Source organism: Pseudomonas sp. JAI115 (genome assembly GCF_014200835.1).
Taxonomy (GTDB): domain Bacteria; phylum Pseudomonadota; class Gammaproteobacteria; order Pseudomonadales; family Pseudomonadaceae; genus Aquipseudomonas; species Aquipseudomonas putida_A.
Map to the genome: position 1 here is coordinate 23,931 of NZ_JACHCY010000024.1, position 16,003 is coordinate 39,933.

Below are 16,003 nucleotides of genomic sequence, written 5' to 3' on the forward strand. Positions count from 1 at the left end.
CTCATGACCGCGACCGCCCCCATCACCGTTCTGCGCGACACCCACCCGCTGCCGGTACTCGATGCCTGCAAATGGGAAAAACTCGAAGGTGACCCGCACACCGTCAACCTCAACGCTTACACCAGCGAAGACGGCAGCAAGATCATGGGCACCTGGATCTGCACCCCGGGCAAGTGGCGGGTCGATTATGTGAAGTGGGAGTACTGCCATTTCCAGGAAGGCTACTGCATCATCACCCCGGACGGCATGGCGCCGATCCACCTGCGTGCCGGCGACATCTTCGTGGTTGAACCGGGGATGAAAGGCACTTGGGAAGTGGTCGAGACCGTACGCAAATATTTCGTCTTCGCCTGATGCAAAAAAAGCCGGGAAACCACCCGACGTGATTTCCCGGCAACACCTACTGCATTCTGGCTGACGCCATGGTTGTGGCGCCTGTGAGATTTGTGGCGAGGGGATTTATCCCCGATGGGCGCAAAGCGCCCCCCGCATTGTGTCAGTTGAAACGCAGGCTCAGTGGTCGCGACTGCTACACAGTCGATCGGGGATAAATCCCCTCACCACAAAGTCTCCGTTGCCACAAAAAGTATTGATGTCCAAGTTACTGTGGCTTGCGATAGCTGTTGATAATCGCCGAGAAGTCCTTGCCCCCCTCCCCGCGCTGGCTCATCGCCTGATACAACTGCTGCGCCACCGCGCCGAGCACCACCGGTTGATGCGCCTGACGCGCCGCTTCGGTGGCCAGCCCCAGATCCTTGAGCATCAGTTCGGCACCAAACCCACCGGTATAACCGCGCGAGGCCGGCGCCGTTTCGACGATGCCCGGCCACGGGTTGTACATTTCCGAACTCCAGCAACGCCCGGTCGAGCTGTTGATGATCCCGGCCAGCACCGAGGTGTCGATCCCCAGTGCATCGCCCAGCGCCATGGCTTCGCTGACGCCGACCATCGAGATCGCCAGCAGCAGGTTGTTGCAGATCTTGGCGATTTGCCCGGTGCCGACTTCACCGCAATGCACGATGTTGCGGCCCATCTGCGCCAGCACCGGTTGCAGGGTGGCGAACAGTTCCGGAGTGGCGCCGACCATGAAGGTCAGCGTGCCGGCGGTCGCGCCGCCAGTGCCGCCGGAGACCGGTGCATCAGCCATGGCCACGCCTTGTTTGGCGGCAGCGGCGGCCACATCGCGGGCGGTCTGCGGATCTATGGTGCTGCAATCCACCGCCGGCACGCCTTTGCCAATACCGGCCAGCACGCCGTCCTCACCCAGCCAGACGCTGCGCACATGCACCGCCGCCGGGAGCATGGTGATCACCAGTTCGGCGTCTTCCGCCGCTTCCCGGGCCGAGGCGCGAATGGTGCCGCCCAGTTGCTCCAGCTCCGCCAGCACCGTCTTGTTCAGGTCGACCAGATTCAGCGAGTGGCCGGCCTTGATCAGGTTGCGCGCCATCGGCGCGCCCATGTTGCCCAGACCGATAAATGCGATTTTCATGGCCAGTCCTCAGCGCAGGTTGATGGTGGTGTTCACGCCGTCGTTGACGCTGTCGTCATCGAACCAGCGCGCCGTGACCGTTTTGGTCTGGGTGTAGAACTGCACCACTTGCTTGCCGTACGGGCCGAGGTCGCCGAGTTTCGAACCACGGGAACCGGTGAAGCTGAAGAACGGCACCGGCACTGGAATCGGGATGTTGATGCCGACCTGGCCGACGTCGATTTCCGTCTGGAATTTGCGCGCCGCCGCACCGCTCTGGGTGAACAGGCCCGTGCCGTTGCCGAACGGGTTGGCGTTGACCAGTGCGATGGCCTGATCGAGGGTGTCGACTTCCAGCACCACCAGCACCGGGCCGAAGATTTCCTGGGTATAGATCTGCATGTCGGTGGTCACGCCCGAGAACAGGGTCGGGCCGACGAAGTTGCCTTGTTCGTAGCCCGGCACCTTGATGTCGCGACCATCGAGTTCAAGCTTGGCGCCTTCCTTGATGCCGCTTTCGATCAGATCAAGAATCCGCGCCTTGGCTTTCTTCGAGATCACCGGGCCGACATCGGTGCCCGCCTCGCTGCCGGCGTTGACCTTGAGTTTCTGCGCCAGCGCTTTCAGATCCGGCAGCCATTGTTTCGCCGCACCAACCAGCACCACCACCGAGGTGGCCATGCAGCGTTGCCCTGCCGCACCGAAACCGGCGCCGACCAAGGCATTCAGCGCTTGCTCGCGATTGGCGTCCGGCAGCACCACGGCATGGTTCTTCGCACCCATCATCGATTGCACGCGTTTGCCGTGCTTGCCAGCCAGGTCGTAGACATGCGTACCGACCGCGGTCGAACCGACGAACGACACCGCTTTGATGTCCTTGTGGGTGCACAGGCCATCGACGACGTCCTTGCCACCGTGCACGACGTTGAGCACGCCCGCCGGAACGCCCGCCTCAATCGCCAGCTCCACCAGGAGCATGGTCGACAGCGGATCCTGTTCCGAAGGCTTGAGCACAAAGGTGTTGCCGCAGGCAATGGCCATCGGGAACATCCACAGCGGAATCATCGCCGGGAAATTGAACGGGGTGATGCCGGCGCACACGCCGATTGGCTGGCGCAGGGTGTAGGTATCGACGCCGCCGGCCACGTTTTCGGCGAACTCGCCCATTTGCAGGGTGCCGATGGAACAGGCGTGTTCGACCACTTCCAGGCCACGGAAAATATCGCCCTCGGCGTCGGCAATAGTCTTGCCCTGCTCGGCGCTCAGAACTACGGCGATGCGCTTGGAGTGCTCGCGGATCAGTGCCTGCAGCTTGAGCATGATGCGCATCCGCGCGCCGATCGGGGTCAGTTTCCAGGTCTGGAACGCGCGGTGCGCGGCACTGATGGCGGCGTCGACTTCAGCGGCAGTGGCGAACGGAACCTTGGCCAGCACTTGCTGGGTCGCCGGGTTGACGATGTCGTGCCACTCGGTGGTCTGCGATTCGACCCACTCGCCATCGATCAGCAGCTTGACCTTCTGGACCGTGGTTTCGTTGGGCGTAAGCGATGCGTTCATGCTGGTCTCCGAAACTTGTTTTTATCGTAGGAGCCAAGGCGAAAGGGTTCGCCTTGAGATGAGGCGTGTGTCACGAATTGGTTGTCGGACTGTTTTTGGAGTATAGATGTGCAAACTTCTAATAAGAACGCACATATAAGCCCGTCCATCATGCAAAAAAACATCACCTCCCTGGGGTCGCTGAACTGGGACGACCTGAAGTTTTTCCTCGAAGTCGCCCGCACCCGCAAGGCCAGCACCGCGGCCAAACGTCTGGCGGTGGACTACACCACCGTGTCGCGGCGCATCAGTTCACTGGAAGCGGCGCTGGGTACATTGCTGTTCGAAAAATCGCGCACCAGCGGTTTTGTCCTGACCACTGAAGGCCAGCGTTTGCTGGGCTATGCCGAGTCGATTGAAAGCACGTTGCACATGGCTTGCGAGCAGGTCTCGGGCTCTGGTGTGGCACTTTCCGGGCATGTACGCATGGGCTGCACCGAAGGTTTCGGCAGTTTTTTCATCACCCCGCAGCTGAGCCACTTCGTCGACGCCTACCCGGCGATTTCGGTGGACATCCTGCCGCTGCCGCACTTCATCAGCCTGTCCAAACGCGAAGCCGACATCGTCATTGCCCTGGAACGCCCGGAACACGGCCCGTACGTGTGCTGCAAACTCTGCGACTACCGCTTGCAGCTCTACGCAACCCAGGACTACCTCGACCAACACCCGCCGATCCGCCGCCCTGCGGACTTGGGCAAGCATCAATTCATCAGTTATGTGGATGACCTGGCGTTCAGCTCGGAGCTGCTGTACCTGGCGAACGTGCTGCCCGGCGCCAGCGCAAACCTGCGCAGCACCAGCGTGATCGCGCAGTTCGTCGCGGCGCAGCAAGGGCGTTCACTGGCAATTCTGCCGTGCTTCCTCGCGGCGCAGGATCCGCGCCTGCTGCCGGTGCTGCCCGAGGAAATCGACATCACCCGACAGTTCTGGATGTACTGCCGGGAGGATCTCAGGAAATTGAAGCGGATCACCCTGTTGTGGGATTACATCCGTGAGGTGACCGAGCGTAATCAGGGTCTGCTGATGGGGCAGACCCGCGAGATGCGGTTTGCCGATTAATCGGCGCTGACCACAATCGACACCCGGCGATTTTCAGTGCGTCCGGCGGCAGTGTCATTGGACGCCACCGGCTCGCTGCTGCCCAGTCCGCGCAGCTGAATGTTCTCTTCCTTCATACCGACGGTGGTCAGCACTTTGGCCACGCTTTTGGCCCTACGCAGCGACAGTTGCTGGTTGTAGGTTTCCTTGCCCGAGGCATCGGTATGACCGTCGACCCGCACCCGCTCGATACCGACGCCGAGCAGTGCCTTGCCGATGCGTTCGACGATTTCGGTGCTCTGGTTGTTCAGGCTTTCGATATCGCTGCCAAACAGCACTTTGCCGGACAGGCCAAACTCCCAGCCCTCGTCGGTCGCTTCGAAGCCTTGTTGTTTGAGGACGGCGATCTGCGCCGGGGTCAGGCCTTTCTGCGGTGCGGTCTGGCACCCGGTCAGCGCCAGTACGGCGATCATCAGCAAGGCGGAAAACAGTCGAGCGGGAAATGTGAACACGGAATCAGCTCCTGGTTTGCAGATTGACGACCGGGCTCTCCGACCCGGCAGTGAATTGAGCGCCACGCGACAGGCGCTTGGCCTGATACATCGCCGCGTCGGCCGCATTGAGCAAGGCGCCTGGCGTGACACCATGATCAGGGAAAACCGCAATGCCGATACTGAGCGACGTCACCACACTGGTGTCGCCCGGCAGCGCGATGGGCATGTCCATGCTGGCGAGAATCTTGTCGGCAATGCGCTCGGCATCCTCGATCTTGTGCAGCGGCGCGAGCAGTACGGCGAACTCGTCGCCGCCGAGCCGCGCCACCAGATCCTCTTCACGCAGTTGCGCGCGGATCCGATTGGCGACCGCCACCAGCACCGCGTCGCCAGCGGCGTGACCGAAGTTGTCATTGATGCCTTTGAAGCGGTCGCTGTCGAGAAACAGCACCGCCACCCGCTCATTGAGCTTGCCGGCGTTGCGCAAGGCGCGAATCAATCGCCCCTCGAAAAACGCCCGGTTGGGCAAACCGGTGAGGCTGTCGTGGCTGGCCTGATGGGCGAGGGTTTCGTTCTCGCTTTGCAGATGGGTCTGCCAGGATTCGAGTTCGTCGAGCAGGGCATTGAAGTCGTTGCCGAGGTTGTCGAGCTCGGCGATCTGCGCCGGTGGTACCCGGCGATCCAGCGCACGCTCGCTGCGGGCGGCATGAGCCACCGCCGCGAGACTGCGAAGCGGGCCGGTAATGCTGCGCAGCTGTCGGCGCGCCAGATACAGCGCGACCCAGGCACTGATTGCGGTGCAGAGAATGATCCCCGCCAGACCGCTGAGCAAGAAGCGCATCAGGCTACCGCCGTGACCGACCAGCAGGATGCGTCCGATTTCACGATCCTGATGCACGATCGGCAGGCTGATCGGCTTTTCCAGAATGGTCCGGGCAGCCTGCATTTCCAGTTGGGAAAACAGACCGTTTTCGGGCCGCTGCCAACGCGCCAGCAACTGCCCCTGTGTGTCGAACACCTGGGCATCCGCCACCTCTTCGGTGGACGCGATCAAGGCCAGCGCTTCGGTGGCGGCGTCCTTATCGTTGAACACCACCGCCGCTTCCACGGTGTAGCTGATCGAACGTGCAATCAGATGCAGGTTGTGATCGGCGTACACCCGCAGCGCGAGAACGCCCAGCAGGGTCAGCGACACGCTGGCCATCGTCACGGCCACCAGCGCGACAATCAAATGGCCGCGGCCGATGACCGAGCCCAGTGTCGGGCGGCTCCTGGAACGAAACAGCTTCATGGTGCCGCCGGTTTGCGGCGCGACAACTGCAGTACGCTCGGGTGGATGCGTACACCGCTGCGGGCGACGGAGTCGAGATTGACCTCGAAGGAAACCTGCTGATCGCCGACCCGCAGGCAGAACAGGCTGCCGACCGTGCACTGATCGCCACCTTCGCTGATGCTCAGCACCGGATGGCCGATCAATGAGGTGAACAGCCGACTGCGTTCATCTGCGGTGAGTTTGCCGATGTACACCGCATCGCATTCGCTGACGATCGCCGGGTTGTCGGCCAGCAGTCGGCGCACAGCGACCGGACGACCGGTGGCTTGCGTAGTGCCTTTGACCAGGTCATCGGTGTATTCGGTGGGGCCGACGATGCACAGGCGCAATTGTGCGGGTTCCACCGGCCAGCGCGCGTAACTGAGGATGCCCAGCACAACCTGCGTCACCGACTGGGCGCGCTGCTCGGCCATGCCCACCGGCGTCTGTGCCTGCGCCATGGCGGCGCCGGTCAGCAAACAGAGCAGACCGACAAGCAATGCGTGCTTGCAGCGAACCACGCGCTCTGTCGCCCAGACAGCCACCTTCATGCAGGGATTCTCTTGGATCGTACCGAAATGATGCCGCAACGATAGCACAGCGCAGTAACACCAGCGAGACAGCAGCTGCTGACCAGTTGGTCAGTAATCGGCACCGAACATCAGGCTATTTCATTCCCGAACCTCGCCACCTTCCTCCAGTTCCAGCATCAATCCGCTCAGGCGCTTGACCTTGCGCTGCACCGCCTCTTCAAACACGCCGGCCCGGGGCTCGATCAAAGTGAACCAGTGTTTGGCCCGGGTAATACCGGTATAGATCAATTCCTTGGTCAACACCGGATTCAAGGCGTCCGGCAGGATCAGCGCGGTGTGGGCGAACTCGGAGCCCTGGGATTTGTGCACCGTCATCGCGTACACCGTTTCCACGTCGTTGAGCCGGCTCGGCAGCACGAAACGCACACCGCCCTGCCCGTCGTTACGCGGAAAGGCCACGCGCAGCACCGGTTTGCCGGCGTCCGGGCCTTCGCGCTCGGGCAATTTGAGGGCGATGCCAATATCGCCGTTCATCAGACCCAGACCGTAATCGTTGCGCGTCATCAGCACCGGCCGGCCTTCATACCATTGCTGGTCATGCTCGATCAGGCGTGCCTTGAGCAGCGTTTCGGTGATCCGCAGATTCAACCCTTCAACGCCCCAAGGCCCCTTGCGCACAGCACACAACAACTGGAAGGTGTCGAACGCCTGCAGCACTTCCCGCGCCCAGTTGATCCAGTCCGGATGCTCCAGCGGTCTTTCCGCTGGCGGGCGTTGTTGGCGCAGGATATTCAGATAGTGGCGATAACCCTTTGGACCTTCCCCATGACCGTCGAGCAGCAGCCGCTCGAACGTGTGATCGTGTTCGCCCTTGAGCGGCAGGGAAAACACGTCATCATAGTGACCGGCCGCCAGCAACTGGCGCGCCTCCTCCGGCAACTGCTGATTGACCCGCCGCGCCAGCTGACCGATGCCGCTGCCTTCACCGAAGCGTCGGGAATGGCGCAACATCACCAGTTGCTGAGCCAAAGGATGCGAGCCGTCGTGGTCCTCGTGCAGGCCACTGTCCTGTAATGACTCACCACTGACCGACTCCAGCCACCGCCGGGTCTGCGGGTTGTACCAGCCCGCCTCGGCATCGCGGCACAAATCGCCGAGCACCGCCCCGGCCTCTACGGAGGCGAGTTGATCCTTGTCACCGAGCAACACCAGACGCGCATGCGCCGGCAACGCATCGAGCAGGTTAGCCATCATTTCCAGGTCGATCATGGAAGCTTCATCGACCACCAGCACATCCAGCGGCAAGCGGTTGCCGGCATGGTGGCGGAAATGTCGGGTGCCGGGCCGACTGCCCAACAAACGATGGACAGTGGTCACGTCGCAGGGGATCTTCTCGCGCACGTCTTCGGTGACTTTCAGCGACTGCACTTGCTGGCTGATGGACTCGGTCAACCGCGCAGCAGCCTTGCCCGTGGGCGCCGCCAGACGAATGCGCAGCGGCTGACCGGCTTCCACCGCCGGCGCCTGGAGCAGCGCGAGCAGACGCACCACCGTGGTGGTTTTGCCAGTTCCCGGGCCGCCCGTGATGATGCTGAAGGCTCCCCGAGTGGCAAGCGCGCAGGCGAGTTTCTGCCAGTCGATCACTGCTCCGGGCCTGGCGGGGCCGAACAATTCATCGAGACGCTGGGGCAAGTCATCCGGCGGCGTTTCGCCTTGGGCCAGACGTGTGCGTAACGCCGCATCGATACGCCGCTCATAGGCCCAGTAGCGCCGCAGGTACAGACGCTTGCCGGACAGCACCAACGGTCGCTGATGCGCCGCTTCGCTATTGTCCGCAGCCAGTGCAACCAGAGCGCTGCCCGCCAGCACCTTGCACCAATGGGCGCCATCCAGCGTTTCAAGCAACTGCGACGGCAGGAGCAAGACATCACTTTGCTCATCGCCTTCAGGAGGTAAAGACAGGGCGAAATCCGGGGCCTTGAGGGTTTCGAACAGGTCGAGGCAGACATGTCCGTGACCCAGTTGATGGCTGGTCAGTGCGGCAGCGAGCAACACCAGTGGATCGGACTGGGGTGCGAGTTCGTACAGAAAACCGATAAAGGCCTTGTCCAGCGAACGAAGCCAGCCTCGCTCGACCCAGCGATCAAGCAAGATCAGCAGATCCGAGGCACTGGTCAGTGGCGCCAGGCTCGACGGGTTGTCGATAGCCGATGACAGATCGGCGAAGGTACGGCTCATAGCAGGACTCCCTGTTCCCATGCGGGTTCGGCCTTGGGTTCCGGCTTACCCTGGAAAAGACGATCCAGGCGCTCGATCAGTTCGCGCGGCGGCCGCGCAAAATACACGCCGCGACTGTCTGCCCGGGTCCCCCGCAGAAACACATACAACGCACCACCGACATGCCGATCGTAATCGTAGTCAGGCAACCGCGCCTTCAGTTGCCGATGCAACGCCAGCAGATACAACACGTATTGCAAGTCGTAGCGGTTGTCGAGGATCGAGCGCTCCATGGCTTGCTCGGTATAGGCTGCATCGTCGACACCCAGCCAGTTGGATTTGTAGTCGGCCACGTAGTAGCGCCCCTCGTGTTCGAAGGTCAGGTCGATGAAGCCTTTGAACATGCCGTTGAGCTGTACTGGCTCGGCGGCCACTCGTGCCACACCGTTGTGGGTGTACTGGCGCACCCACTCATCGAGTTTGAGAACATCAACCTTGTGGCTGGCGAACCAGAACTCCATCTCCACGCGGTACTGTTTGAGTTGCTCGAGAACCACCGGAGGCTGTCCGCCACCTGCTGGCAGCGACGACTTGAGCAAGTGTTGCAGCCAGTCACTCAGGGTGGTGATCCACCCCTCCCAACCACGCAGGTTGCAGCGCCGGCCAATCGCATCCTTGAGCGTTTCAAAAGGAACGGCAAAACCTTCGTCTCCGGCCCATTCGAGCAGACCATGAAGAAAGGTTCCTGGATTCGGACCGCGAGGAAAACGATGAATATCGGCGCCACCGGCCACGATCTCGCGTGGCGCATCCGGGTCGAGACGCTCATCATCAAACAGCTTTTGCGCTTGTGGACTGTCCGGCGCCTCATCGCTGCCCACGCTCAACACGTCACTGATGCGCAAAGCACTGTAGGAGGCAATCCACCAGTTTTCGCTGGCCTTGCGCTTGGGCACCAATGTAGCGCTGAGGATCGCTTCGTTACGCTCGGGCCGGTAGATCTCCTGAGTGGCTTGAGGCAACTCCCCCAAGCTGATGGCCGTGCAGTTCTGTTGCAAATCCTGCAGCCAGCGGCTCAGACCGGTTGACTCATCCAGCCTTGTGCCGCCACCCAGCAGATAGCCAAGCGCTGAAAGATGAAGCACCGAACCGTTGTTGTTACCGCGCTTGAGGTCCGTGACACCCAGCCAGCAGGCATGTTGCGCGCGAGTCAGGGCGACGTAGAGCAGACGCAGGTCCTCGGCCAGACGCTCGTCATCCGCCAGGGCGATCAATTCGGCGGTCGGCTTCAGTGTCACCTGGGCTTCGCCGGAGGCATCGTGGTAATGCAGCGGCAAGCGACTGCCATCCACCGGTTTTGCCGAGCAGATGAACGGCAGGAACACCAGTGGATACTCAAGCCCTTTGGACTTGTGAATGGTCACGACCTTGACCAGTTGCTCGTCACTCTCCAGACGCAATATCTGCTCTTCGCCGGCCTGACCGGACAACGCCAGAAGCTCGGCCAGATGACGAATCAGCGCTTGCTCGCCATCAAGCTCAGCGGCAGCCTGCTGCATCAGTTCCGACAAGTGCAAAAGGTTGGTCAGTACCCGCTCGCCATCACTGCGCGCGATCAGAGTTTGCGGCAGGTGAAAGTCGTGCAGCAGGCGCCGTAACATCGGCAGCACACCTTGCTTGCGCCACAGTTCGCGATAGCCACGAAACTGCATGACCCGGGCTTCCCAGACCAACTCATCCTGATTCAAACGTTCCAGTTCAGCCAACGGCAGATTGAGGGTGATGCAAGCCAGCGCAGCCTTCAGAGAGCGCTCGACATCCGGCTCCGCGCAGGCCTTGAGCCAGGAGAGCAGGTCATGCGCTTCCTGGGCGGCGAACACCGAGTCCTTGTCCGACAGGTAAACGCTGCGCACGCCACGGGCCGCGAGTTCTGCGCGTACGGCTTGGGCCTCTTTGCCGTCGCGTACCAGAATCGCAATGTCAGAGGGTCGCAAGCCTATGAAGTCTTCTCCATCGCGGACAAATCCCGCCGCACCGGTTTGCCCGCCATTGAGCAACGCGGTGATTTCGCTGGCACAGGCCGCCGCCAATTGCTGGCGATAGACCGCGCCTGACAGCGGCTGATCCGTCGACAGGTGCCAGACATTCAGTGCCGCGACATCGTGCCCGGCAATCTGCAGCCGCTCTTTACGCCCCTGAGACTCAACAGGCTGGAACGGCACCGGGTTTTCCCCGTTTTTTTCCCGAAACAAAAACGCGCCGCGTCCTTGCTCGCGGGACTCGGCGCGTTCGAATACGTGATTGACCGCGTTGACCATGCCATGGCTGGAGCGGAAGTTGGTGCCCAGCGTATGCAGGCGGCCGGCAGTGGCCTGACGCGCACGCAGGTAGGTGTAGATATCGGCGCCACGGAACGCGTAGATCGCCTGCTTGGGGTCACCGATCAGGAACAGACCGGTATTCGGACTGTTGTCCTCGATGCGGTAGATGCTCTCGAAGATCCGGTATTGCACCGGGTCGGTGTCCTGAAACTCATCGATCAGAGCAACCGGAAACTGCTCGCGGATCACCGCAGCAAGGCGCTCGCCGCTGTCGGATTGCAACGCCGCATCGAGGCGCAACAGCATGTCGTCGAACCCCATTTCCGCACGACGACGCTTCTCTTCCTCAAAACGCGCGCCCACCCATCTCGCCGCATGTTGCAATACGGCGGCATCGGGGGTGGGAAGCGCGTCGAGGCTCGACTTGAGCCCCGGCATCGCGTCGAGACCCGGATGACTCGGTGCCTGGCCCTTCCAGGCTTCGGCCATTCCGTGAGGGGTCAATCGGGTGAAACCGGTGCCGATGTCCAGTTGCTCCATGGCCTCGTCTTCGGCCCACGCCTTGAGTTTCTCGAACCAGGGCTCGAAGTAGCGCGCCTGCATCTTGCGTCCATCGACGGCTTTGCTCGCAACGCCTTCGTGACAGATCACCAGCAGCTCATCGGCCCACTGACGCCACGGCATCTTCAGCTCGAGCAACGCGGCACGCCGTTCTTGCAGACACTCATTGATCAATTCTGCAGGGGCCTTGCCGTCATCACTGTCGCGCTCACTGCCAAACAGGCCGCGCACTCGTGGCAACAACGCTGCCGGCCCGCCCCAGTTAGCGCGAACCCAGTTCAGCGCGTCGCCCTGCATCGGGTAACAGAACAGTCGCCAGTAATCGCGCAGTACTTCACCGAGCAGATCGCTGTGATCGGTTTCCAGGGACTGGGTAAACAGGCTGCCGCTGTCGAACGCGTGTTCGCGCAGCATGCGCTGGCACCAACTGTGGATGGTGGAGACGGCCGCTTCATCCATCCATTGCGCGGCGATGTCCAGGCGATTGGCGCAACCGGGCCATCGTGCCGGGTCAAACTGCTCGCGCAGCTCGGCAATCAAGCCATCCGGCGCCGGGGTTTCTTCACGGAAAAACCGCGCAGCCTCGGCCAGCCGCGTACGGATTCTTTCACGCAGCTCCTTGGTGGCGGCATCGGTGAAGGTCACCACAAGAATCTGCGGGGGCAGCAATTCACGGCCGAAGCCGCTCGATTCGCCGCCGTGGCCAAGGATCAGCCGCAGATAGAGAGCAGAAATGGTAAAGGTCTTGCCGGTACCCGCACTGGCTTCGATGAGTTGACTGCCGTGCAGTGGGAAGGCCAGAGCCAGCGGTGTTTTGGTACTCATGCGCGTGCCCCTTCGCTGGCCAACGAGCGCCATGGCGCTTCAAACAGGGGGCGATACAACGCGTCGCACCAACCGGAGAATGTTTCGTCGGCACTCAATGCGTCAAAGTCAGCGAATTGGCGTGACAGCGCAGGGCTTTCACGGCGCTCACCTTCACTGGTCTGGCCGTCGCCTTCGTAGGCTTTTCTGGCAGCCGCCTCAGCCTTGAGCGGATCAGTCTGCGCAAGCCAGGCGAAGGCCGTCTTGACCGCGATCGGCAGCGGCTGGCGCATGCCGGCCTGCCAGGCGAGCAGCAGATCACCCAGAAAACGAACCGCTCGATCCTTCTCCAGCGGCTCAAGCAGCAGCGTATCGTCACTCGCCACCAGTGCCGTGGTCAGGATAAGTCCGCTGGCGCAGGCCACCAGGTGATTGACCCACGGCTTGATCAACCGATGCCATTTTCGACTTTTGATCGAGCCGATGCTGTTGGGAATGGTCGTGACCGACAACACGCCACCGTCAGCGCGTTGATGCAAACCGGCGAGCCAGCCTTCAACACGCACGCCCTGCAACTCAAGACTGACCGGGAGCGCGCTGGTCAATGGTGTCGGCCATAACGCCAGAAGGTGTTGGTAACGTTGCAGCAAGTCCGGTAACGGCTCGATCAACTCTCGTTGCAGGCATTCGCCGAAGCCGGCCATGGGCAGCAATCCGCTGTTTTGCAAACGCCGCGCCTGATCTTCGAGTGCCCGATTGATATTGTCCGGCTGCCGGAGTGCGGCTTCGAGCAGGCTGTCGCTCAATGTGTAGCGTTGCAATGCGTCCAGCACGAACGGTTCTTCGTCAGCCAGGGGCGCCTCGGCGGCCTCGAAGTACACTTTGAGGCGCTGCGTAAAAAAGTGCCGGACCGGGTTACGCAAGAAATCCTGCAGAAGAGCCAGACTCAGCGGCTCCTCCTGAACATGGGGCGCGAGTAGCTCCATCTCATGTTGTGGCGCATGCACCTGGTGCAAGACCTGCCATTCACGGGCATAACTGAATAGTTGATCGCCTTCATGGAAATAGCGCGAACTGAACGGTTGCAGGGGATGCTCCTCGGTCATGGAGGTCAACAGATCCTGATGCTCATCGAGCGACCGCCAGCCACTGGCGAGGTGATCGCGCAACTGCCCGATCAGCACTGAAGCAGGCCGTTCACTGTTGTCGCGAATGCTGCGTCCGACCCAACTGATGTACAGCTGATCGCGCGCAGACAGGAGCGCCTCGAGCAACAGATAGCGATCGTCTTCACGCCGGGAACGGTCCCCTGGCCGGTAGTCACTGCCCATGAGGTCGAAATCCAGCGGGGGTTGCGCCCGGGGATAATCGCCATCGTTCATCCCCAGCAAACAGACAAGCTTGAACGGGATCGCCCGCATGGGCATCAGCGTGCAAAAGTTTACTGCGCCGGCGAGAAAACGCTGGGACAGACGCCCCTGATCCAGCCCCGCGAGCCAGGCTTCGCGAACCACCGTCAGCGGCAATTCATCGACCAACCCAACAGATTCACAGGTCTGCAGCCAGGTTTCGCGCAACTCCTCAAGTTGCGTGAGCAGATAATCGTCGTGCTCGTTACTGGCCTTGAAAAACAGCTGCATCAGGATTTGCAGGCGCTGGCCCCACACCTTGGGCTGAGCGACTTGAGTGAGTTCGTGATGGGCCAGTTCCAATGCATCGAGCAGGGCAACCAACGGACCGATCAACGCAGCATCCAGACCACCGATTTCATCGTAGGGTTCGATACCGGCACAGGCGCTGGAGCTGCCAACTGCGTACCCCAACAACATCCGCCGCAAACCGAAATGCCAGCTGTTCTGTTCAAGCTCATCCGGCAAGCCCAGGCCGGCACGTTGCCCGGCGTTCATTCCCCAGCGCACGCCTGCTCCTTCGATCCAGCGATGCAGAGTAGGCAAATCACGCTCTTGTACGCCAAATCGGGCGCGCAACGCAGGGACGTCGAGCAGATCGAGGATCTCGCTCACCGGGAAACGACTATCGGGCAGCTTCAGCAGGTGCTCGACAGCAATCAGCAACGGATCGCGGCCCCGCTGGCCCTGGTCGGCCAAGGTAAATGGAATGAAGCGTGGATCATGTCGATCCAGTTGTCCGAACACTGCCCGGATATGCGGCGCATAGCTGTCGATGTCCGGCACCATCACAATTACATCTCGTGGGCGCAGATCCGGATTGGCGCTGAAGCGTGCGAGTAACTGGTCGTGAAGGATTTCCACTTCGCGCTGGGCACTGTGGGCTATGTGGAAGCGGATCGACCCATCCTGCGTCAAGTCAACGGCAGGCCAGCGCTCACGCGTTTCATTGAGTGGCCGCAACTCGAGGATGTCGTCCTGAAGTTGGTTGAGCATGTTATGTGGCTGATTTTCGCTGAACAGATCAATGCGCCCGTCACGAAACGCCGCGCGATAGCTGTTGGGGTCATCGTAACTGTCGAGCAGGTTGATATAGTCGCGGCCTTGCTTGCCCCAGGCGGCGAGCAGCGGATGAGCATGTTGGTGCAACGTTTCAGGATCGAGTACGACCGGCATGCCGTTCTTGCGGCTCTGACGCTTGTATTGATGACGCAGCAGATCCTTGTCGGCGACGATATCGGCCCAGTGGTGTCGGCAAGGGTTGTGTACACACAGCAGCACCTGACTGAAACGTGCGAGTCCGGCCAACCCTTCAAGCACCTGGGCGGGCAACGAGGATATACCGAACACGATCACCCGCGAGGGTAGTCCTGCTGGTGCATGTTCGAGGGAATTTATGCACTCGATAAATCGTTGATGAACACCGGCGCGGCTCTGGGCCATGCCTTGCTCACCGACATCTTCCAAAAGAGCACGCCACAGTTCAGCCTGCCAGCAACTGACTGGAGCCAGTGGCTTTATCTCGCCTCGAACATTACGTAACTGATGCCGGCCCTCGGCCCAACCTTCGAGCCAGTCGGCCCGATACACCTGATATTGGTCAAACAGGTCTGCCAGGCGCTCGGACAACTGGTAGCGCTTGCGCAAGTCGGTGTCATGGGTGAGGAAGCGTTGTAGCGGTTCGAAATGGGGGCGATCAATCACTTGCGGCAACAGGCGCATCAGCCGCCAGGTCAGCGGAGCCTTGTCGAGCAGGGATGTGGCGGGGATGTCGTCTCGGCCCAACACCATACGGTAGAGCTGCCACATGAAACTGCCTGGAAGCTGCACATCGATGGCAGCGGCTATTCCGCAACCACCGAGATCGTCCTCTTCAGGATCTTCTGCCAATGCCAGCTTGAGCCATTGGGCGATACCGTTGCTTTGGACCAGAGCGATTTCATTCTCCAAGGGAGCCAATGGGTAGCGCCGCATGATGCTGACCACCAGGCTGCGCAGCTCGTCCAGGCTATTGCTCTGGACCACCATGAATGCAGCGTTGAGGGACGAGGCGTCCGGCATAAAAGCTTCCTTGGAAAAGTACAAAAGCCAAGGCAGAACCTTAGCACTGTCGGCAGGCTGTGACAGCCGGAAGGGCCTACCGCAGGCTGTAGGAACTTTCCTGCGGGCAAAACAAAACCCCAACTGCTTTCGCAATTGGGGTTTCGGAATTTAATCTTGACGATGACCTACTCTCACATGGGGAAACCC

The 16,003-nt window shown here is 61.1% G+C and carries 10 protein-coding genes; 2 read left to right on the forward strand and 8 right to left on the reverse strand.

Annotated features, from left to right (window positions below; genetic code table 11):
* Window positions 1-3 precede the first annotated feature (3 nt).
* Window positions 4-354: a cupin domain-containing protein gene (locus HDC30_RS28345; RefSeq protein ID WP_003221437.1), complete on the forward strand. Its 351-nt coding sequence runs from the start codon at window positions 4-6 to the stop codon at window positions 352-354.
* A 247-nt stretch (window positions 355-601) separates the two neighbouring features.
* Here the strand turns inward: HDC30_RS28345 and mmsB are convergent, their stop codons facing one another.
* Window positions 602-1,489, reverse strand: a complete 888-nt coding sequence (gene mmsB, locus HDC30_RS28350; RefSeq protein WP_007962098.1) for a 3-hydroxyisobutyrate dehydrogenase — start codon at window positions 1,487-1,489, stop codon at window positions 602-604.
* Window positions 1,490-1,498: 9 nt separating this feature from the next.
* Window positions 1,499-3,025, reverse strand: a complete 1,527-nt coding sequence (locus HDC30_RS28355; RefSeq protein WP_007962100.1) for a CoA-acylating methylmalonate-semialdehyde dehydrogenase — start codon at window positions 3,023-3,025, stop codon at window positions 1,499-1,501.
* 150 nt (window positions 3,026-3,175) lie between these two features.
* On the opposite strand from HDC30_RS28355, the gene HDC30_RS28360 reads away from it, so the two are divergent.
* A complete protein-coding gene (locus HDC30_RS28360) occupies window positions 3,176-4,123 on the forward strand; it encodes a LysR family transcriptional regulator (protein ID WP_007962101.1) in 948 nt (315 codons plus the stop codon).
* On the opposite strand, the gene HDC30_RS28365 is transcribed toward HDC30_RS28360, so the two are convergent.
* The 6 genes from HDC30_RS28365 to recC all read right to left on the reverse strand — a co-directional run bounded on the left by HDC30_RS28365 (window position 4,120) and on the right by recC (window position 15,814).
* Window positions 4,120-4,575: an OmpA family protein gene (locus HDC30_RS28365; RefSeq protein ID WP_171061906.1), complete on the reverse strand. Its 456-nt coding sequence runs from the start codon at window positions 4,573-4,575 to the stop codon at window positions 4,120-4,122. The two genes, HDC30_RS28360 and HDC30_RS28365, sit on opposite strands and share 4 nt — an antisense overlap.
* Window positions 4,576-4,618: 43 nt before the next feature.
* A complete protein-coding gene (locus tag HDC30_RS28370; protein WP_027614151.1) occupies window positions 4,619-5,887 on the reverse strand; it encodes a diguanylate cyclase domain-containing protein in 1,269 nt (422 codons plus the stop codon).
* Entirely contained in the window at window positions 5,884-6,459 is a 576-nt protein-coding gene (locus HDC30_RS28375; protein WP_027614152.1) for a YfiR family protein, read from the reverse strand. The genes HDC30_RS28370 and HDC30_RS28375 overlap by 4 nt, the downstream gene beginning before the upstream one ends.
* A 120-nt stretch (window positions 6,460-6,579) precedes the next feature.
* A complete protein-coding gene (gene recD, locus HDC30_RS28380) occupies window positions 6,580-8,679 on the reverse strand; it encodes an exodeoxyribonuclease V subunit alpha (protein ID WP_183786116.1) in 2,100 nt (699 codons plus the stop codon).
* Entirely contained in the window at window positions 8,676-12,365 is a 3,690-nt protein-coding gene (recB, locus tag HDC30_RS28385; protein ID WP_183786118.1) for an exodeoxyribonuclease V subunit beta, read from the reverse strand. Before recB ends, recD begins: the two co-directional genes overlap by 4 nt.
* Entirely contained in the window at window positions 12,362-15,814 is a 3,453-nt protein-coding gene (gene recC, locus HDC30_RS28390) for an exodeoxyribonuclease V subunit gamma (RefSeq protein WP_183786120.1), read from the reverse strand. The genes recB and recC overlap by 4 nt, the downstream gene beginning before the upstream one ends.
* Window positions 15,815-16,003: the final 189 nt, after the last annotated feature.

Excerpts from the sequence above, each read along its gene's own strand:
- HDC30_RS28345 (WP_003221437.1), top strand. The coding sequence starts at position 4 with ATGACCGCGACCGCCCCCATCACCGTTCTGCGCGACACCCACCCGCTG.
- mmsB (WP_007962098.1), bottom strand. The coding sequence starts at position 1,489 with ATGAAAATCGCATTTATCGGTCTGGGCAACATGGGCGCGCCGATGGCG.
- HDC30_RS28355 (WP_007962100.1), bottom strand. The coding sequence starts at position 3,025 with ATGAACGCATCGCTTACGCCCAACGAAACCACGGTCCAGAAGGTCAAG.
- HDC30_RS28360 (WP_007962101.1), top strand. The coding sequence starts at position 3,176 with ATGCAAAAAAACATCACCTCCCTGGGGTCGCTGAACTGGGACGACCTG.
- HDC30_RS28365 (WP_171061906.1), bottom strand. The coding sequence starts at position 4,575 with ATGATCGCCGTACTGGCGCTGACCGGGTGCCAGACCGCACCGCAGAAA.
- HDC30_RS28370 (WP_027614151.1), bottom strand. The coding sequence starts at position 5,887 with ATGAAGCTGTTTCGTTCCAGGAGCCGCCCGACACTGGGCTCGGTCATC.
- HDC30_RS28375 (WP_027614152.1), bottom strand. The coding sequence starts at position 6,459 with ATGAAGGTGGCTGTCTGGGCGACAGAGCGCGTGGTTCGCTGCAAGCAC.
- recD (WP_183786116.1), bottom strand. The coding sequence starts at position 8,679 with ATGAGCCGTACCTTCGCCGATCTGTCATCGGCTATCGACAACCCGTCG.
- recB (WP_183786118.1), bottom strand. The coding sequence starts at position 12,365 with ATGAGTACCAAAACACCGCTGGCTCTGGCCTTCCCACTGCACGGCAGT.
- recC (WP_183786120.1), bottom strand. The coding sequence starts at position 15,814 with ATGCCGGACGCCTCGTCCCTCAACGCTGCATTCATGGTGGTCCAGAGC.